Annotated in this window: 20 protein-coding genes; 14 read left to right on the top strand and 6 right to left on the bottom strand. The window is 68.9% G+C overall.

Going from position 1 to position 17,613, the window contains the following annotated elements:
• Positions 1-5: 5 nt before the first annotated feature.
• From AWB92_RS19655 to eccE, 8 genes are all read left to right on the top strand, one after another.
• Positions 6-311: a PE family protein gene (locus AWB92_RS19655; RefSeq protein ID WP_085188638.1), complete on the top strand. Its 306-nt coding sequence runs from the start codon at positions 6-8 to the stop codon at positions 309-311.
• 3 nt (positions 312-314) lie between these two features.
• A complete protein-coding gene (locus tag AWB92_RS19650) occupies positions 315-1,808 on the top strand; it encodes a PPE family protein (RefSeq protein WP_085188636.1) in 1,494 nt (497 codons plus the stop codon).
• A 54-nt stretch (positions 1,809-1,862) separates the two neighbouring features.
• Positions 1,863-2,156: a WXG100 family type VII secretion target gene (locus AWB92_RS19645; RefSeq protein ID WP_085188634.1), complete on the top strand. Its 294-nt coding sequence runs from the start codon at positions 1,863-1,865 to the stop codon at positions 2,154-2,156.
• 30 nt (positions 2,157-2,186) lie between these two features.
• Positions 2,187-2,477, top strand: a complete 291-nt coding sequence (locus tag AWB92_RS19640) for a WXG100 family type VII secretion target (RefSeq protein ID WP_085188632.1) — start codon at positions 2,187-2,189, stop codon at positions 2,475-2,477.
• A 10-nt stretch (positions 2,478-2,487) separates the two neighbouring features.
• Positions 2,488-3,378 (top strand): ESX secretion-associated protein EspG, encoded by an 891-nt coding sequence (locus AWB92_RS19635; RefSeq protein ID WP_085188630.1) that lies wholly within the window; start codon positions 2,488-2,490, stop codon positions 3,376-3,378.
• Between the two features lie 82 nt (positions 3,379-3,460).
• Complete coding sequence (gene eccD, locus AWB92_RS19630) at positions 3,461-4,867, top strand: type VII secretion integral membrane protein EccD (RefSeq protein ID WP_142282196.1); 1,407 nt, start codon at positions 3,461-3,463, stop codon at positions 4,865-4,867.
• On the top strand, positions 4,864-6,258 hold the full coding sequence (gene mycP, locus AWB92_RS19625) for a type VII secretion-associated serine protease mycosin (RefSeq protein WP_085188626.1): 1,395 nt from the start codon (positions 4,864-4,866) through the stop codon (positions 6,256-6,258). The genes eccD and mycP overlap by 4 nt, the downstream gene beginning before the upstream one ends.
• On the top strand, positions 6,255-7,247 hold the full coding sequence (gene eccE, locus AWB92_RS19620; protein ID WP_085188624.1) for a type VII secretion protein EccE: 993 nt from the start codon (positions 6,255-6,257) through the stop codon (positions 7,245-7,247). Before mycP ends, eccE begins: the two co-directional genes overlap by 4 nt.
• On the opposite strand, the gene AWB92_RS19615 is transcribed toward eccE, so the two are convergent.
• The gene (locus tag AWB92_RS19615; protein ID WP_241523522.1) at positions 7,237-8,430 is read right to left on the bottom strand and encodes an alpha/beta fold hydrolase; all 1,194 of its coding nucleotides are present in this window, start codon (positions 8,428-8,430) and stop codon (positions 7,237-7,239) included. The genes eccE and AWB92_RS19615 overlap by 11 nt on opposite strands.
• Before the next feature lie 102 nt (positions 8,431-8,532).
• On the opposite strand from AWB92_RS19615, the gene AWB92_RS19610 reads away from it, so the two are divergent.
• Complete coding sequence (locus AWB92_RS19610) at positions 8,533-9,315, top strand: trans-aconitate 2-methyltransferase (RefSeq protein WP_068188004.1); 783 nt, start codon at positions 8,533-8,535, stop codon at positions 9,313-9,315.
• Between the two features lie 7 nt (positions 9,316-9,322).
• Here the strand turns inward: AWB92_RS19610 and AWB92_RS19605 are convergent, their stop codons facing one another.
• Both AWB92_RS19605 and bluB read right to left on the bottom strand, forming a co-directional pair.
• Positions 9,323-10,687 carry a sulfatase gene (locus AWB92_RS19605; protein WP_085188622.1) on the bottom strand — a complete coding sequence of 455 codons (1,365 nt, stop codon included), beginning with the start codon at positions 10,685-10,687 and terminating at the stop codon, positions 9,323-9,325.
• 72 nt (positions 10,688-10,759) lie between these two features.
• Entirely contained in the window at positions 10,760-11,425 is a 666-nt protein-coding gene (gene bluB, locus AWB92_RS19600) for a 5,6-dimethylbenzimidazole synthase (RefSeq protein WP_085188692.1), read from the bottom strand.
• 31 nt (positions 11,426-11,456) lie between these two features.
• Between bluB and AWB92_RS19595 the strand changes: the two genes are divergently transcribed.
• The gene (locus AWB92_RS19595) at positions 11,457-11,741 is read left to right on the top strand and encodes a hypothetical protein (protein ID WP_085188620.1); all 285 of its coding nucleotides are present in this window, start codon (positions 11,457-11,459) and stop codon (positions 11,739-11,741) included.
• Here AWB92_RS19595 and AWB92_RS19590 read toward each other — a convergent pair.
• The gene (locus tag AWB92_RS19590) at positions 11,725-12,207 is read right to left on the bottom strand and encodes a hypothetical protein (protein WP_085188618.1); all 483 of its coding nucleotides are present in this window, start codon (positions 12,205-12,207) and stop codon (positions 11,725-11,727) included. The two genes, AWB92_RS19595 and AWB92_RS19590, sit on opposite strands and share 17 nt — an antisense overlap.
• Before the next feature lie 36 nt (positions 12,208-12,243).
• Here AWB92_RS19590 and AWB92_RS19585 point away from each other — a divergent pair, with 36 nt between their 5' ends.
• A complete protein-coding gene (locus tag AWB92_RS19585; protein ID WP_085188616.1) occupies positions 12,244-12,870 on the top strand; it encodes a phosphatase PAP2 family protein in 627 nt (208 codons plus the stop codon).
• Between the two features lie 71 nt (positions 12,871-12,941).
• The gene (locus tag AWB92_RS19580) at positions 12,942-13,595 is read left to right on the top strand and encodes a L,D-transpeptidase (RefSeq protein ID WP_085188614.1); all 654 of its coding nucleotides are present in this window, start codon (positions 12,942-12,944) and stop codon (positions 13,593-13,595) included.
• Here AWB92_RS19580 and AWB92_RS19575 read toward each other — a convergent pair.
• A complete protein-coding gene (locus tag AWB92_RS19575; protein ID WP_068187994.1) occupies positions 13,585-14,079 on the bottom strand; it encodes a nuclear transport factor 2 family protein in 495 nt (164 codons plus the stop codon). The two genes, AWB92_RS19580 and AWB92_RS19575, sit on opposite strands and share 11 nt — an antisense overlap.
• A gap of 42 nt (positions 14,080-14,121) precedes the next feature.
• Complete coding sequence (locus AWB92_RS19570; RefSeq protein ID WP_085188612.1) at positions 14,122-14,703, bottom strand: TetR/AcrR family transcriptional regulator; 582 nt, start codon at positions 14,701-14,703, stop codon at positions 14,122-14,124.
• A gap of 38 nt (positions 14,704-14,741) precedes the next feature.
• Between AWB92_RS19570 and AWB92_RS19565 the strand changes: the two genes are divergently transcribed.
• The gene (locus AWB92_RS19565; protein ID WP_085188611.1) at positions 14,742-15,968 is read left to right on the top strand and encodes a hypothetical protein; all 1,227 of its coding nucleotides are present in this window, start codon (positions 14,742-14,744) and stop codon (positions 15,966-15,968) included.
• Positions 15,969-16,123: 155 nt separating this feature from the next.
• Positions 16,124-17,613 (top strand): Hsp70 family protein (locus AWB92_RS19560; RefSeq protein ID WP_142282194.1); only part of this gene is annotated, 1,490 nt, incomplete at its 3' end.

The following is a 17,613-nucleotide window of genomic DNA, read 5'->3' as shown; positions in this document are numbered from 1 at the left end:
TGGCAATGACGTTGCGAGTGGTCCCCGAGGGCCTGGCCGCGACCAGCGCGGCGGTGGAGGCGTTGACGGCGCGGTTGGCTGCCGCGCACGCCGCGGCGGCTCCCGCGATCACCGCGGTGGTACCACCGGCGGCCGATCCTGTGTCGCTGCAGACCGCCGCCGGATTCAGCGCCCAGGGCCAGGAGCACGCCGTGGTCGCCGCCCAGGGCGTCGAAGAGCTGGGGCGTGCCGGTGTGGGTGTGGGTGAGTCCGGCGCCAGCTATCTCGCGGGTGACGCCGCGGCCGCCGCGACATGGGGCACGGGCGTCTGACAAATGAGCGCGCCCATCTGGATGGCTTCACCGCCGGAAGTGCATTCGGCGTTGCTGAGCGCTGGTCCGGGACCGGGGTCGCTGTTGGCGGCCGCCGGCGCGTGGACCTCGCTCAGCACCGAATACGCTTCGGCGGCAGCCGAACTCGGTGGGCTTGCGGGGGCGGTGCAGGCGGGGGCGTGGCAGGGTCCGAGTGCAGAGCGATATGTGTCGGCGCACGCGCCGTATCTGGCGTGGCTGCAGCAGGCCAGCGCCGACAGCGCCGGCGTGGCGGCCCAGCATGAGGTCGCGGCGGCGGCCTACACCGGCGCGCTGGCGGCTATGCCGACACTGCCGGAATTGGTCGCCAACCACGTCATTCACGCAGTCCTGCTCGCGACGAATTTCTTTGGTATCAATACGATTCCCATCGCGCTGAACGAGGCCGACTATGCGCGAATGTGGGTGCAGGCCGCCACCGTGATGAGTACCTATCAGGCGGCCTCGGGTGCGGCGCTGGCCTCCGCCCCGCGCACCACCCCGGCCCCCAGCATCGTGAATCAGAACGGCTCGGCGAACCCGGCCGCCCAGACTGGTTTGTCTCTCAACCCGTCCGACCTGCTGTCGCAGTACACCAATTTCTACGGCAACATGTTCCAGGAGCTCGCCACGTTCTTCCAGGATCCCATCGGGAACTCGGTGAAGATTATCCAGGCATTCATGACGAATCCGTCTGAGGCACTGGTGCTTTACGGTCCGCTGTTATTCGCGATCGCTTACCAGGCTTTCTCCTGGATCGGTGCGGGGATCACATACCCGTCGCTGCTGCTCAGTCCCTTCCTCGGGCTCGTCCTCCCGGTGGCCCTGCAACCGGCGCTGGCGCTCGCGGCGGCGGCGGCCCCTGCGCTGGCGGCACCGGTGGCCGGGGGCATCGCCGCGACCGCCGTAACCGCTTCCGCGGTGTGGCCGGTGGCCGGCATGGCTCCTACCGTGGCGACTTCGGCCGGCGCCCCGGCGTCTGCGCCTGCCGCCGGTGCCGGGGCGCCGAGTGCGCCAGCCGCGGCGGCAACAACCGGGAGTTTCGCTTACGCGGTGGCTTTCGGCGATGACCCGGAGGCCGACTCAGGCCCGACGTTGAGCGGCCGTGGGGGCGCCAAGGCGCCGTCCGCCACGATTCCGGCGGCGGCTGCGGCGGCGCCTAGCCGGGCGGAAGCGCGAGCGCGGCGCCGTCGGCGGGCCGCGCTGCACGACCACGGCGACGAATTCGTGGACATGGACTCCGACATCGGTATTGCGCCCGACTACGGCGACCGGGAGCGGCTGGTCTCGGCGATGGCATCGGGAAATGGGGCCGGGGCACTGGGGTTCGCCGGGACCGCGCACAAAGCCACCGCGCTGCGTGCGGCCGGATTGGCCACGCTGACCGCCGACGACTTCGGCGGCGGCCCAAAGATACCGATGGTGCCGGGGACTTGGGATCGGGACGAGTCACAGGAAGGGGGAGACGAGGATTCGTAGCGTGCGAGTCAGCAACCGAAATCCGAACGGAATTCTGAAGGGAGACAGATCATTATGAGTTTGTTGGATGCGCATATTCCGCAGTTGGTGGCGGCGCAGTCGGCGTTTGGTGCTAAGGCGGGGGTGATGCGGAGCACGATTAGTCAGGCTGAGCAGGAGGCGGTGTCGGCGCAGGCGTTTCATCAGGGGGAGTCGTCGGTGGCGTTTCAGGCCGCGCATGCCCGTTTTGTGGAGGCGGCGGCGCGGATCAATGCGTTGTTGGATGTCGCTCAGGCGAATCTGGGGGATGCGGCGGGGACTTATGTGGCTGCCGATGCTGCGGCCGCGTCGGGTTATAGCGGGTTCTGAGTCGGCTGAGTTTTCGCGAAAGGGATTGTGATGTCGCAGATTATGTACAACTACCCGGCGATGTTGGGGCATGCCGCGGATATGTCGGGTTATGCCGGTACGTTGCATGCGCTGGGCGCGGATATCGCCAGTGAGCAGGCGACGCTGTCGAATGCTTGGCAGGGGGATACGGGGATGACGTATCAGGCGTGGCAGGCCCAGTGGAATGAGGCGATGGAGTCGTTGGTGCGGGCCTATCAGGCGATGGCCGGCACTCATGAGGCCAACACCACCGCGATGCTTGCCCGCGACACGGCCGAAGCCGCCAAATGGGGCGGCTAGTCCGGCCTAAATGAGCGCCCAACCAAACGCCGTTGAGCTGACGGTCGATCAGGCGTGGTTCATCGCGGAAACCATTGGGGCCGGTAGCTTCCCGTGGGTACTCGCGATCACCACGCCGTATTCTGACGCCGCGCAGCGAAACGCGTTCCTCGAACGCCAGAAGGCCGACCTGATCCGGATGGGTCTGGTGGCAGAGGGTGGTGCCATCAACCCGGCGGTCGCCGAGTGGATCAAAGTGGTGTGCTTTCCGGACCGGTGGCTCGACCTGCGCTACGTCGGGTCCGTGAGAAACACCGGTGAGGCCACCGGTACCGGCGAGCTGCTGCGCGGCGTGGTCGCGCAGCGTGCCTGGGCCACCGGTGGGCGGTCAAAAACCGTTGTGGCGTTACGCAGCGCCCAGCTGATCACGTTCACCGCAATGGATATCGACGATGCTCACGCGCTGGTTCCTGTCCTCGGTGTTGGGCTCGCGCGTCGGGCGCCGGCCCGATTCGACGAGTTCAGCATGCCGATGCGCGTCGGGGCCCGGGCCGACGAGCGGCTGCGGTCCGGCGCCTCCCTATCCGAAGTCCTTGACTACCTGGGTATCCCGAAGTCGGCACGACCCGTGGTGGAGTCGGTGTTCAACGGCCCGCGCAGCTACGTCGAGATCGTCGCCGGCTGCCGCCGCGACGGGCGGCACGCCACCACCGAGGTCGGGATGAGCCTGGTCGACACCACCGCGGGCCGGGTGCTGGTCAGCCCCTCCCGCGCCTTCGACGGCGAGTGGGTGTCGACCTTCAGTCCGGGGACACCCTTTGCGATCGCCGCTGCGATCGAACAACTGACTTCCTTCTTGCCGGACGATCAGTGGTTCGCCGGCCAGCGACTGCACCGAGATTTCACTGCCCAACACGCATAACCCACCGAGATAGAGAAGAGAGAACCATGTCCCAGGAACGGACCGAGCATCCTTCGAGGGTCCGGTGACGTCCGGCGCCGTCATGCCGGTCGTCCGCGTGGCCATCCTCGCGGACACCAGGCTGACGGAGATGGCCCTGCCGACCGAGCTACCGCTGCGCGAAATCCTGCCCGCGGTCAAGCGGTTGGCGGGCCCCTCGGCCACGAATGGTGACACAGAGGACACCACCGACACCGGTGCGGTTTCCCCTCTGAGCCTGGCGCCCATCGGCGGGGCGCCGTTCAGCCTGGACGCCAGCCTGGACACCGTCGGGGTCGTCGACGGTGACCTACTGGCGCTGCAGCCGGTGCCCGTCGGCCCGGCCGCGCCGGGCATCGTGGAGGACATCGCCGATGCGGCCATGATCTTCTCGACCTCTCGGTTGAGGCCCTGGGGCATCGAACATATCCGGCGTGGTGCGCTGGCCGCGGCGATCGCCGTGGCATTCCTGGCGACGGGCCTGGGGGTCAGCTACCGGGTCACCACCGGCGCGCTGGCCGGGCTGATCGCGGTCAGCGTGATCGCCGCGCTCACCGCGCTCGCCGGCTTGCTCGTCACGCCACGTTCCGCGCGCACCGGGATGGCGCTGTCGATCGCGGCCCTGCTACCCATCGCCGCCGCCCTGGCGCTGGCGGTGCCCGGGAAATTCGGCCCGGCGCAACTGATGCTGGCCGCGGCCGGCGTCACCGCGTGGTCGCTGATCGCCCTGTTGCTCCCCGGCCCGGAGCGGGAACGCACCGTCGGCGTGTTCACCACGACCGCGGTGACCGGGGCCGGTGTGCTGCTGGCCGCCGGCGCCGAATTGCTTTGGCGCCTACCGATTTTGAGCATCGGCTGCGGGCTGATCGCGGCGGCCCTGCTGGTCACCATCGAGGCCGCCCCGCTGTCCGCGGCCTGGGCACGCTTCCCGCTGCCGGTCATCCCGGCGCCCGGCGACCCTACCCCCTCGGCGCCGTCGTTAGCGCTGCTCGAGGACCTGCCGCGGCGGGTACGGATCGGCGACGCCCATCAGAGCGGATTCATCGCCGCCGCGGTGCTGCTCAGCGTCCTGGGTTCGGTGGCGATCGCGCCGCGTCCCGAGGCATTGGCGGGCGCGGGCTGGTATGTGGTTGCCGCAACCGCGGCGGCGTCCGTTCTCCGGGCCCGGGTGTGGGATTCGGCCGCCTGCAAGGCCTGGCTGCTCGCTCAGCCCTACCTGGTGGCGGGTGTCCTCCTGGTCCTCTACACGGCGACGGGGCGTTACCCCGCCGCCCTGGGTGCGGCCCTGGTGCTCGGCGCGCTGGCACTGGCCTGGGTAGTGGTGGCGCTTAACCCGGGCATCGCCTCGCCGGAAAGCTATTCGCTTCCGCTGCGGCGGCTGGTGGGCTTCGCCGCGGCCGGCCTCGACGCCTCGCTGATCCCCGTGATGGCCTACTTGGTCGGTCTTTTCGCCTGGGTGCTCAATCGATGATTCGGTTCCAAACCGGAATAGCCTGCCTTACAGCGGCTCTGGCCGCCGTGATGTGGACCTGTCCGTCGGCGTTCGCCATCGACCAGCCGAAGGTGGACCCCGCGGTTCCGCCGCCCAGCGGGACCCCGGGGCCCGGGCAGCCGATGGAACAGCGCGGTCCCTGCAGCGCCTCCGGGGTCATCCCGGGCAGCGACCCCGCGGCGGTGACGCCCAGCCAGGCGATGCTCAATTTTCCTGCCGCGTGGCAGTTTTCGCGCGGGGACGGCCAACTGGTGGCGGTCATCGACACCGGAGTCCGGCCGAGCCAGCGCCTGCCCAACGTCGACCCCGGCGGCGATTTCGTCGAGACGACCGACGGGCTCACCGACTGCGACGGGCACGGCACGCTGGTCGCCGGAATCATCGCCGGCCAGCCCGGTGACGACGGCTTCGCGGGGGTGGCGCCCGGGGCGCGGGTGCTGTCGATCAGGACGACGTCGGCGAAGTTCTCGCCGAAAACGCCGGGCGGCGACCCATTTTTGGCGCGGGCGGCCCTCGATGTCGCGACGCTGGCCCGCGCGATCGTGCATGCGGCCGATCTGGGCGCCAGGGTGATCAACATCTCCGAGGTCACCTGCCTGCCCTGGGACCGGACCGTTGATCAGGCGGCGCTGGGCGCGGCGATCCGGTATGCGGCGGTGGACAAGGACGCGGTGATCGTGGCCTCCGCGGGCAACACGGGATCGACCGGATCTGTGGCCGGCGGATCGTCATGCGAATCCAATCAGCTCACCGACCTGAGCCGTCCGGACGACCCGCGTAACTGGTCGGGCGTTACGTCGGTCTCCATCCCGTCATGGTGGCAGCCGTATGTGCTGTCGGCGGCTTCCCTGACACCGGATGGGCAGCCATCGAAATTCACGATGGCCGGCCCATGGGTGGGCATCGCGGCTCCCGGCGAAGGCATTGTCTCGGTGAGCAATCGCGACGGCGGCGGGCTGGCCAACGGCCTGCCCGACGACCACCAGAAGCTGGTCGCGCTCAGCGGCACCAGCTACGCGACCGGCTACGTTTCCGGCGTCGCGGCGCTGGTGCGCAGTAAGTATCCACAACTGAGCGCCCCGCAGGTGGTGCGGCGCATCACCGCGACCGCGCACAACGGCGCCAGGGCGCCCTCCAACGTCGTCGGCGCCGGGAGCGTCGACCCGGTCGCCGCGCTGACGTGGGACCTGCCCAGCGGCAACCATCCCGATCCGGCCGCGGTGAAGCCGGTCGCCGCCCCGCCGGCACCGGCGCCGGAGAACACCACCCCGCGGACCGTGGCGTTCGTCGGGAGCGCCGTGCTGGCTTTGGTGGTCGCGGCCGTCGCCGCGATCACCGCGATCGTCCGTAAGAAGGAGAGCACCCCGTGAGCCGTTCGATACCGACCCCCGGCGCCGCCCGGATCACGCTGGCGCTGCTGGCCGTGGTGCCCGCGGTACTCGCGTACCCGTGGCGATCGCCGCGCGACTACTGGGTGCTCGGCGTCGCCGCGGCCGTGGTGATCCTGCTGTTCGGCTGGTGGTGCGGGTTGCACTTCACCACGATCCTGCGCCGGCGGATTGCGATCATCCGCCGCAACGGCGGGACCGTGCCCGAATCCGGTTCTGCCACAACGGCGACCGCGCTGTTACGGCTCGGGCCGCCCGTCGGCGACTCCGACGTGTTGCCGCTGCCGCTGCTCGCCCGATACCTGGACCGCTACGGCATCCGGGCCGACAAGATCCGGATCACCAACCGCGGCAACGCATCCGACACCTCGACGCTGGAGACCTGGATCGCGATCACGATCTCGGCGGCCGACAACCTGGCGGCCCTGCGGGCGCGGTCGCCCCGGATCCCGCTGCACGAGACGGCCCAGGTGGCCGCGCGGCGACTGGCCGACCACCTCCGCGAGATCGGCTGGGACGCCGGCATCGTTGCGACCGAGGACGCCCCGCGGCTGCTGGCGCCCAACGTGCGCGAGACGTGGCGGGGAGTCCAGCGCGGCGCCTCGGATTACGTTGCGGCATACCGGGTCCGGGTCGACGACGGCTTGCCCGAAACGCTCGAGGCGATCCGGACGCACCAGGCGCGCGAGACCTGGACCGCGCTGGAGATCGCCGGCGACGCAAACCATCCCACCGTCGCGGCCGCGTGCGCGTTTGTGACCGACACGCCCCCGGCGGCCGCGGCCCCGCTGGCCGGGCTGATCCCGCAACGCGGGGATCACCTCCCGGCGCTGGCGGCGCTGGAGCTGCTGTCGACGCGACGGCTTGACGGGCACACCGAGGAACCCGCGGGCCTGCTCGCCGAACTGGTCTGCCCCACCCCCGAGGCCGGCGCGCACCGGGCGCCGCTGTCGGAAACCGTCAGAACATGACCTCGCGCAGGAATTGGGTCATCCGGCGCAGGTAGTCCAGCTGGCTCACGTGCAGGACGTGGCTGCCGGGAAACCAGTGCAGCGCACAGCGATTCCAGTGCTCCCACAGCGCGACGGCCTGATCCGGCGGCGCCATCCGGTCGCCGAGGCCGGTGATGATCATCCGGCGCTCCTTATCGATCAGCGGCCGGTAATTGAGCGGCGAGTGATAGGACAGCCCGGCGATCAACTCGTCGCGGCTGATTTTCGACATCCGCAACCCCAGGCCCATCAGCTTGTTGGCGGGAAACCACTCGTCGAACATCGTCGCCGGCGTCACGACGGGGCAGTTGGGGATCACCGCCTCGAGGCGGTCGTCCACCGACGCCACCAACGCGGCGGTGTAGCCGCCGAGCGATATGCCAGTCAGCGCGATGCGCTCCACGCCGGTGTGGCGCAGGTAGTCGATGATGGACCGAAAGTCGTGCACGGCCTGGGCCATCGCCTCGGCGAAACCGCAGAGCCCGCCCGCGAAATAGCCGAAACCGCTGAACGGCGAATACCTTTCGGCGCGCGGGCCGTGGAACGGCAGGGTGTACATCAGGACGTCATAGCCGGAGCGGTAATACCACGGCAGCGTGAAGAACCGCCCGTTGGCCAGGTATGACGACCCCATGAAGCCGTGTATGACGCACAGCGTCGGGTGCGGCCCGTCGGCATGTCGCCAGTGCTGCGCGTGCACGATGTTGTTCGATCCAAACGCGCTCCAGCGCGTGCGCATGTCCGAGTTGATCGCGCGGAAGCTGCTCGGGAACGAGATGTTCTCGACCGTCCCGTGCGCGATCCACTCCGCCAGCCGATTCGCCGGCCGCGACGACACCCGGGGCGGCTCGGTGGGCACCGGAAACGACTTCGCCGGATCGTGCTCGGTGCCGAGCTCGGCGTAGAAGCGCAGGCTGTCGCGTTCGCTGCCGGAGCGCACCGCGCTGGCGAGCACCGCCGGCGTGACGGTGGTCGTCAGCACCGACGCGACCGCGGTGCGCAGCGCGAGATCGGAGACGGCGGCCGCCTCGACAACCATTCGCTGACGGGGCGACAACGCGGAGCGCGGCGGCAATCCCGCAGCGCCGGCGGGCACGTCGGCGCCGGGAACATCCGGTACCGGAACTGGGGGAGCGACCGGATCCGGGTTGGTCGGTGTCACAGACGCGATGCTATCGCCCACTCGGTCGCTGCCGCGGCGGCATGCGGTAATACGGTTTACCTATCAGCTCGAGCCGTGATGGTGTTGATCAGGAGGACCGACATGTGGGATCCCGACGTCTACCTGGCCTTTGCTGACCATCGCAGCCGCCCGTTCTACGACCTCCTGTCGCGCGTGGGCGCCAAGCAGGCGCGCCGGGTGGTCGACCTGGGCTGCGGCCCCGGTCACCTGACGAAGTACCTGGCGCGGCGGTGGCCCGAGGCGGCGATCGAGGCGGTGGACAGCTCGCCGGAGATGGTCGCCGCGGCCAAGGAACGTGGGATCGACGCCGTCGTCGGCGACTTGCGGGACTGGAAGCCCAAGCCCGACACCGACGTGGTGGTGTGCAACGCGGCCTTGCACTGGGTGCCCGAGCACGCCGATCTGCTGGTGCGGTGGGCCGGCGAGTTGGCGCCGGGCTCGTGGATCGGCGTCCAGATCCCGGGCAACTTCGAAACCCCCTCACACGCGACGGTGCGGGCGCTGGCCCGTCGCGAGCCGTACGCAAAACTCATGCGCGACATACCGTTTCGCGTCGGCGCGGTGGTCCAGCCGCCGATGACCTACACGAACCTGCTGCTGGACGCCGGATGCAAGGTCGACGTCTGGGAGAGCACCTACCTGCACCAGTTGACGGGTGAGCACCCGGTGCTGGAATGGATTACCGGAACGGCGCTGGTCCCGGTGCGCGAGCGGCTCGACGACGAGGGCTGGGAACAGTTCCGCCGGGAGCTCATCCCGCTGCTGGACGACGCGTACCCGCCCCGGGCCGACGGCACGACGATCTTCCCGTTCCGCCGGGTGTTCATCGTCGCCGAGGTCGGCGGCGGCCAGCGCTCCGGGTAGGCCCCAACTACTCCTCGATGCCGCGGTCGACGGCGATCGCCGACCGGCTGGTGGGCTTCATGTGGTGGATCCGCAGATAGGTTTCGGTGTAGCGCACCGCGATGCGCACGCCGGCGAACTCCGACGGTATGACGTCGCCGGTGCGCTGACGCCAATCATGTAGGCGCACAGCCAGATCCGCGGCGACAGCGTCGACGTCCGGGTCTTCGGTCGCAAGCAGGTTGTGGGTCTCCGCGGGATCGGTTCGCAGGTCGTAGAGTTCGCGCTCCGGACGCGGGCCGCCGATGAACGGCGCCACCGCGTGTCCCGACGGGCTGTCCTCGATGTCCAACGGCAGGTCGAGCAGCGGGCGGGACGCGTAGTTCTCTATGTAGCTGTATTCCTTGGTGCGGATGGCGCGAATCGGGTCGAACGAGTCGTGATAGGTCTTCATCGAGAACACCTGCTCGCGGACCGGTTCGGCCTGCGGCTGCGGCGCGAGCAGCGCACCGGCGTGGGACACGCCCTCGACGTCGGCCGGCACGCGCAGCCCCAGCAGCTCCAGCAGCGTCGGCACGAAATCGACGCCGCTGAACAGCTCGTCGTACACGCGCGGCGCCGTGGTGCGGCCCGTGGGGGGACGGACGATCATTCCGATGCCGGTTCCGGCGTCGTACAGCGTGGATTTCGCGCGCGGGAACGCCGGGCCGTGATCGGTGAAGAACACCACCCAGGTGTTGGCGTCCAGCCCCGTCTGGGACAGCGTGTCCAGCAACCGGCCGACGGCGGCGTCGGCGGCGGCGATCGCGCCGTAGAAGTCGGCGACGTCGCCGCGGACCTCGGGGGTGTCCGGGAGAAAGTCCGGGGTATCGACCTCCGCCGCGTCGGCCGGCTCGTAGCGGTCCCGCGGGTAGGGCCGGTGGGTTTCGAAGAACCCGGCGGTCAACAGGAACGGTTGGCCCGCGAGGTTTTCGGCGCTGTCCTGCAGCCACTCCTGGGCGCGGTCCACCACGTAGTCGCAATAGGAGTTGGACACGTCGAATTCGTCGAAGCCGAGGCGCTTCGGATAGGACGTCTCGTGTTGCATGCCGAAAAGTGCCGAGTACCAACCGGACTCGGCCAATATCTGGGGCAGGGTCCGTACGCCGCTGCGGTATTCCCAGCCGTGGTGCGCCAGGCCGACCAGGCCGTTGCTTTGCGGGTAGCGGCCGGTGAACAGCGACCCGCGCGACGGCGAGCACAGCGGCGCCGTGGCGTGGGCCCGGGTGAACAGGATGCCCTCGGCGGCAAGCCGGTCCAGCCGCGGGCTGGACACATCCGGGTGACCGTAGGCGCCGAGATATCGCCCCAGGTCGTGCCAGTGCACGATCAGCACGTTCTCTTTAGCTGTCATGTGGCGACTTTGCCCGTCATTGCCTCACCTCGACCGGCGACGATACCTCAGCCGCCAGGTTGTCGCCGGGCGTTACGATCGGCGCGATTCCCAGCGGTTCTCGGAGACGAACTCCGGCAGCGGTCGCCCGTAGGCCCACCCGTCGAGTTCCAGCGCCGGCCGGTCCGGAAACTCGGGCACCGGTCCCAGACACAGGATGGCCACCGGCTCGGCGTCGTCGGGCATGGCCAGCAGCTCCGCGAGCCGTCGCGGGTCGAACAGGGAAACCCAACCCACGCCAAGGCCTTCGGCGCGCGCGGCCAGCCACAGGTTCTGGATCGCGCAGGACACCGACGCCAGGTCCATCTGCGGCAGCGTCCGGCGGCCGAACACGTGCTTGTCGCGGTCGTCGCCGAGCGCGACCACGAACAGTTCGGCGCACTCGAGGATGCCCTCGACCTTCAGCGCCAAAAACTCCTCGGACCGCTCCCCCAGGGCCGCGGCGGTGCGCGGGCGTTCCTCGTCGACGAGGGCGTGGATGCGCCGCCGCAGCGCGTCGTCGGTGATGCGGATGAACCGCCACGGCTGCATCAGCCCGACGCTGGGCGCGGCGTGCGCGGCCTGCAGCAAACGCCCCAGCACCTCCTCGCTTACCACGGCGCCCGGTGAGAACCGGCGCATGTCGCGTCGCTCGGAGATCACCCGATACACGGCGCGCCGCTCCTCGGGGCTGAACGCCTGATCGGTCACGCCAGCCATCGTAGGGAAAACCGGATTAGCGTAGTGGTCCATGAAGTTTTCCGACGTGCTGGATCAGTTGTCCGCCGACGGCGCCGACGGGCGCGTCTACGGCGAACCGTACGAGACCGCCGATGGGACCACGGTGATCCCCGTTGCCAAGCCGCTCGGCGTGTTCGTCGTGCACGGGGGCGAGGCGTCCTGGGTGTCCGCGGTAGATCAGAATCGGATCGCGTTGATCGGCGTGCTCACCGGCCTGTTGGCGGCGGTGATCGCCAGCCTGGCGGTGCTGCGCCAGCCGCCCTGGCCGAAGATGACGTTCACGGACTATAGGTGACGCCGACCGCGCGGAAGACGTACTCGGGCGGCATGTCGAAGGCAAGCGACCGTCGCGGCAGGCCGGCCAGCACGTCGTCCGCCAGGGCCACCTTGTAGTGCAACGACAGGTGGCCGCTGAAGTTCTGGTCCACCTCGCTGACGTCGACGTCGACCTGCACCCCGGTTGACGAGATCTCGACCTTGGCCGCGCCGGCCTGCGGCGCGTCCCAGCGCGCGTCGACGGTCGGCCCGGCCAGCTTCGGCAGCATGGACAACGTCGCCAGCACCCGCTCCGAGGTGAACGCCAGCGAGCCGACGTAACTGGCGACGCTGTGCGGCAGCCGCACGCCGGGGATGATGCCGCTGAACCGCCGGGTCACCGCGACATAGTCGGCGAGGTAGATCAGGCCCTCCGCCTCGACCTGGGCGTGCAGATCGGCGGGTAACTTGCCGATGCCGAGCAACTTGCGGACGAAGACCGCCATGAATGCCAGTATGACCGCCCTGGTATCGGTGGACTCATGACCCGGCCCCGGATTGCCCCGGCCGCGTGGGTCGCGGTGGCGGCCGTCGCGGTCTACGCGGCGATGTGGGTGGGCTACTGCCAGCATTGGGGTTGGCTGCTTCGCGCCGACTGGTCGATGCTCGACGCCGCGCGCGAGATCGCGGTCAAGCACCCGGCGTGGGTGCGCTTTTGGGAGGTCGTGTCGTTCGTGCTGGGCCCGGTGCCGTTGCGGGTGCTGGGAGCGGTGGCCGCCGTCGTCGCGCTGATGCGGCGCGAGGTGCGGGCGGCGCTGGTGCTGCTGGCGTGCGCGCCGCTGAGCGGACTGGTGACGACGGCGGCCAAGGCTTTGGTGAACCGCCCGCGCCCGGCGACCATGCTGGTGCCGGCAGCGTCGTCGTCGTTCCCCTCGGGGCACGCGCTCGAGGCGACGTCGGCGTTGCTCGCCCTGCTGGCGTTCGTGCTGCCGATGATCGGCCGCGCGGCGGGGCGCGCTGCGATCGCGCTGACGGCACTTAGCCTGCTGTTGGTCGGGATTGCCCGGGTCGCGCTGAACGTGCATTACCCGTCCGACGTGCTGGCCGGGTGGTCGCTCGGATACCTCTATTTCCTCTTGTGCCTGTGGGTGTTTCGGCCCGGTTGGTAACACCGTAGTGACACAACCGGGTCTAAAGCTTTACTTGACCTCGGGGTTCGCGTCGCCGGACCATTGAATCCATGCGCCGACTGCTCGCTTCGCTGTGCGCTGCGGTGTGCCTGATGGTCGCGGCGCTGGTGCTGGCGCCGGTGAGCGGTGCGGCCACTCCGTGGTTCGCGAACTCCGTCGGCAATGCCACGCAGGTGGTTTCGGTCGTCAGCACCGGCGGGTCGAACGCGAAAATGGATATCTACCAACGCACCGCCAGCGGTTGGCAGGCGCTGGTGACCGGTATACCCACCCACGTTGGGTCTGCGGGCATGGCGCCGCAGGCCCGCAGCGGAGTGCCGGCCACCCCGATGGGCGTGTACACCCTCGATTCCGCCTTCGGCACGGCGCCCAATCCCGGTGGGGGACTTCCATATACGCAAGTCGGGCCGAACCATTGGTGGAGCGGCGACGACCACAGCCCCACCTTCAACAGCATGCAGGTCTGCCAGAAGGCGCAGTGCCCGTTCAACACGGCCGACAGCGAGAACCTGCAGATCCCGCAGTACAAGCACGCGGTCGTGATGGGTGTCAACAAGAACAAGACCCCCGGCGGCGGTGCCGCGTTCTTCTTTCACACCACTGACGGCGGGCCCACCGAGGGGTGCGTGGCGATCGACGACGCCACGCTGGTGCAGATCATCCGCTGGCTGAAGCCCGGCGCGGTGATTGCGATTACGAAGTAGCCAGCGCGCGTCCGGGCTTGATCTTGAAGTCCAAGCCCGCCAACGACATTGTGGCGTCGTAGGTCCTGTCGTAACCGGTTCCGCTGATCTTCCAGCCGGCGTCGGTGCGCCGGTAGGTGTCGCGGTAGAAGGCCGCGCCGATCAGCATGAAGTTGAGGTCGGCCACGATGACCCGGTCCTGCAGATACCAGCTGCCGGTTGCGGTGTCGCCGTCCACGGTGATGTCGGGGTGGGTCACCCGGTGCTCGGTGATGACGTTGAGGGGAAGCGAGGTGCGCATGTACTCCACCAGGTCGGCGCGGTTGGTGAAGTGCAGCTCGTTGCCGATCGACGGACCGTAGTCGGCCGTGATGTCCTCGGCCAGCGTCTCGGCGAAGTCGTCCCAATGCTTGGTGTCCAGCGCGCGCAGGTAGCGGTATTTCACCTGCTTGATGGCTTCGATGTCGGCGAACTCTTGAGGGGTCATCCCGACATTGCAGCACACGGTGATAGAGAGAGCCGACGTCGCCCTAAGTGTCCCGGACCGTCATTGCAGCGCGCGGGTGGCCATCTCGATCAGCGCGCGTCGTTCCAGGCTCCAGTCGATGGTGGTCCCGGTGATCATCTGCGCCAGCACCACACCCCGCAGGGTGGCCCAAATGACCTCGGCCACACCGGCATTGGCCGGGTCGTCAGTGATCAGCCGGCCGAGCTGGCCGATCGCGGCGTTCATCTCCATCAGGTGGCGCCGCGACGCCCCGCCCCGGGTGGCGCGCAGGATTTCGAAGGCGGCCATCGACGTCGGGCTGCTGTAACAGCTCCACGCGGTGTCGATGACGACCTCGATGCGCTCGCGCAACGGAAGCTCGCTGACGTCGGCCGCGGAAAGGCTGTCGACCAGCCTGGCCACGCCGTCGTCTACGACGGCCATCAGCAGGCCGTTGCGGTCCCCGAAGTGGTACTGGATGACCCCCCACGTCACGCCGGCGCGTTCGGCCACGTGCTTGGCGGTGGCGGCGGCGAACCCTTCCTCCACGATGCAGCGCACGGTCTCGTCGATGATCCGCGTGCGCGTGTCATCGCCGCGCTTGCGCGGCGCGCTGGTCCGGCGGGTGGGGGCAATCGGCATTGTTGACTTTATAACATAAAGCCGTCTATTTTTGGGCGGTGACCGGATCCCGATACGCGCGGTTATCCCGCCAGGAGCTGTCGGTCCTGGTTCCCGAACTGCTCTTGATCGGTCACATGATCGACCGCTCCGGCATGGCGTGGTGCATCACGGAGTTCGGCCGCGAGGAGATGGTGCAGATCGCCATCGAGGAGTGGGCCGGCGCCAGCCCGATCTACACCAAGCGCATGCAGCGGGCGCTGAACTACGAGGGCGACGACGTGCCCACCATCTTCAAGGGCCTGCAGCTCGACATCGGCGCCCCGCCGCAATTCATGGACTTCCGCTACACGATTCACGACCGCTGGCACGGGGAGTTCCAGCTCGACCACTGCGGCGCGCTGCTCGACGTGGAGCCGATGGGCGACGAGTACGTCTTCGGGATGTGCCACACCATCGAGGACCCGACGTTCGACGCCACCGCCGTGGCGACCAACGCGCGTGCGCAGATGCGCCCCATCCACCGGCCGCCACGGGTGCCGGCGGACCGGCATCCGCACTGCGCGTGGACCGTCATCATCGACGAGTCCCACCCGGAGGCGCAGAGCATCCCGGCGCTCGAGGTCATCCGCCAAACACGCACCGCCGCTTGGGAATTGGACCCGATCGATGGCTCCGACGAGGGCCAGTCTGATTACTCCGGGCCGTTGCTGTCCGATTTCGACTTCGCCGCGTTCTCGCGCTCGGCGCTGATGCGCATGGCCGACGAGGTGTGCCTGCAGATGCACCTGCTGTATCTGTCGTTCGCCCTCGCGGTGCGGGCGCGCGCCGCCAACGACGCCCAGGCCGTCGACGTGTGCACCCGCGGCCTGACCGGCCTGGCCGGGCTGGCATCCGAGCGCATCCACCGCGCGCTGCAATTGCCCGGCGGGATCGAGGGGACAAGACAGGTGCTCGAGCTGCACCCGCTGCTCAACCCCGCGGGCTACGTCGTCGCGGAAACGGCGCAGAACCGGCTGCTCGTGCACCGGTCCCCGGCGCACGACGACGGCGCCTGGATTTCGCTGTGCTCACCGGAATCCGTGCAGCCGCTGCAGGCGATCGCCACCGCGGTCGACCCCCACCTCGAGGTACGGGTCAGCGGCACCACGACCGACTGGACCGCCGAGCTGGTCGAAACCGACGCCGCGGCAAAGGAACTGCCCGAGGTGCAGGTGGCCAAGGTCAGTCACGGATCGACATTCCAGTTCGAGCCGAGGCGTTCGCTGCCGCTTACTGTGATCTGAGCAACCGCGCTCTGTCAAGGGAATCGTCGATACCGTTTCGGTGACGACACGGCATCGACCGGATACCAATGAGGCTGTGGCCGGGCGGAATACAGTGCGCGCGCGGCTATGGTTAACGCTGGCCACCGACCTCTATAGACGAAAGTTCTCGCTCTATGTACGACCCAGTGGGGTTGTCGATCGGGACCGCGAACCTGGTCGCTGCGCGAAACGGAAGTTCGCCGGTTGCACGCCGTGCGGTGCTGACGCTTTATCCGCACTGCGCGCCGAAAATCGGCCTGCCCGTGGAAGACTCCGCGAACCCTCCGTTGTCCGAGCCCGGGGTGCTCATGCGGGGCTTCGTGGAGCGCGTCGGCGACTCGGTTGCGCTGGTGTCGCCCGACGGGTCCGCTCACGACCCGGACCTGCTCATGGTGGAGGCGTTGGACGCCATGGTGGCCGCCGCCGGGGCGGACTCCGGCGCATCCGAGATCTCCATCGCCGTCCCGGCGTATTGGAAACCCGGCACGGTGCAGGCGCTGCGCAACGGTCTACGAACGCATTTGGGCTTCGTCCGAAGCGGCATGGCGCCCCGCCTGGTCTCCGACGCGATCGCGGCGCTGACGGCGGCGAACGCGGAGCTGTGCCTCGCGGCGACGGGCGTGGTCGGCCTGCTGGATTTCGGTGGCGGCGGCACCTCGGCCACCTTGATCAGCCTCGCCGGCGACTTCGAACTCCTCACACCGACAATGCGTTACACCGCCTTCTCCGGCGAAGAAATCGACCAGGCGTTGTTGCTCAAGGTCTTCGAGGAACTCGGGCACGGCAGCGGGATGGACCCGGCCAGCACGGCCGCGGTCGGCCAGCTCGGCCTGCTCCGGGAACAGTGCCGCGCGGCCAAGGAGCAGCTGTCCACCCAAACGGTGGCCGAATTCTCGGCCGAGCTCGGTGGTCGCCGGTGCACCATGAAGCTGACGCGCGACGAACTAGGAGACCTGATCCAGGACCGGCTGTCCGGCTTCATCTACGCGTTCGACGAGATGCTGGTCCGGCACAAGAGGAGCTGGTCCGACCTGTCGGCGGTCGTCATGGTCGGCGGCGGTGCCAGCATTCCCCTTGTCAAGGAACGCCTTTCGGTGCACGGCCGCCGACCCGTCGTGAGCCCGCTGGAGCCGGCGCACGCCGCCGCCCTCGGCGCGTTGCAGATCGCGTCCCGGGGGGAGCAGGTCGATTTGCAGGCGCGCACGTCCATCGGCCTGCTCACGGCGGCCGCCGGCGAAATCGTGGAGTTGCCGGCGGGCGACGTGCTGGTGATCGACGACGAGGCGCTCACCGACCGCGAATTGGCCTGGTCGCAAACCGAATACGGCCCCGACATCCGGGTGCCGTACAGCCCCACGGCCTTCGACGAAGACGGCGGGTCCGGCTGGTCGATGCGCCTCAACGTGATCGAGCCGCCGAAACAGAGCTCGTGGCGGCGCCTGCGGCTGTCGCAGTTGGTCATCGGGATGTGCGCCGTGGTGGCCATGACGTCGATCGGCGGCGTGGCCTACACGTTGTCGGGCATCGAGAACCACCAGGTGCCCCCGGCGCCCACCGTCGCGCCCCTGCCCGCGCCGCCCGTCAGCTCCCTGCCGGCGCGGCCCGTGCCCCCGCCCCCGACGCC

The organism is Mycobacterium sp. IEC1808 (assembly GCF_002101935.1).
GTDB lineage: Bacteria > Actinomycetota > Actinomycetes > Mycobacteriales > Mycobacteriaceae > Mycobacterium.
This window is presented reverse-complemented; position numbering and strand designations above follow the sequence as displayed.

Coding starts and splice junctions, on each gene's coding strand:
- AWB92_RS19655 (WP_085188638.1), top strand. CDS start 6: ATGACGTTGCGAGTGGTCCCCGAGGGCCTGGCCGCGACCAGCGCGGCG.
- AWB92_RS19650 (WP_085188636.1), top strand. CDS start 315: ATGAGCGCGCCCATCTGGATGGCTTCACCGCCGGAAGTGCATTCGGCG.
- AWB92_RS19645 (WP_085188634.1), top strand. CDS start 1,863: ATGAGTTTGTTGGATGCGCATATTCCGCAGTTGGTGGCGGCGCAGTCG.
- AWB92_RS19640 (WP_085188632.1), top strand. CDS start 2,187: ATGTCGCAGATTATGTACAACTACCCGGCGATGTTGGGGCATGCCGCG.
- AWB92_RS19635 (WP_085188630.1), top strand. CDS start 2,488: ATGAGCGCCCAACCAAACGCCGTTGAGCTGACGGTCGATCAGGCGTGG.
- eccD (WP_142282196.1), top strand. CDS start 3,461: ATGCCGGTCGTCCGCGTGGCCATCCTCGCGGACACCAGGCTGACGGAG.
- mycP (WP_085188626.1), top strand. CDS start 4,864: ATGATTCGGTTCCAAACCGGAATAGCCTGCCTTACAGCGGCTCTGGCC.
- AWB92_RS19610 (WP_068188004.1), top strand. CDS start 8,533: ATGTGGGATCCCGACGTCTACCTGGCCTTTGCTGACCATCGCAGCCGC.
- AWB92_RS19605 (WP_085188622.1), bottom strand. CDS start 10,687: ATGACAGCTAAAGAGAACGTGCTGATCGTGCACTGGCACGACCTGGGG.
- bluB (WP_085188692.1), bottom strand. CDS start 11,425: ATGGCTGGCGTGACCGATCAGGCGTTCAGCCCCGAGGAGCGGCGCGCC.
- AWB92_RS19595 (WP_085188620.1), top strand. CDS start 11,457: ATGAAGTTTTCCGACGTGCTGGATCAGTTGTCCGCCGACGGCGCCGAC.
- AWB92_RS19590 (WP_085188618.1), bottom strand. CDS start 12,207: ATGGCGGTCTTCGTCCGCAAGTTGCTCGGCATCGGCAAGTTACCCGCC.
- AWB92_RS19585 (WP_085188616.1), top strand. CDS start 12,244: ATGACCCGGCCCCGGATTGCCCCGGCCGCGTGGGTCGCGGTGGCGGCC.
- AWB92_RS19580 (WP_085188614.1), top strand. CDS start 12,942: ATGCGCCGACTGCTCGCTTCGCTGTGCGCTGCGGTGTGCCTGATGGTC.
- AWB92_RS19570 (WP_085188612.1), bottom strand. CDS start 14,703: ATGCCGATTGCCCCCACCCGCCGGACCAGCGCGCCGCGCAAGCGCGGC.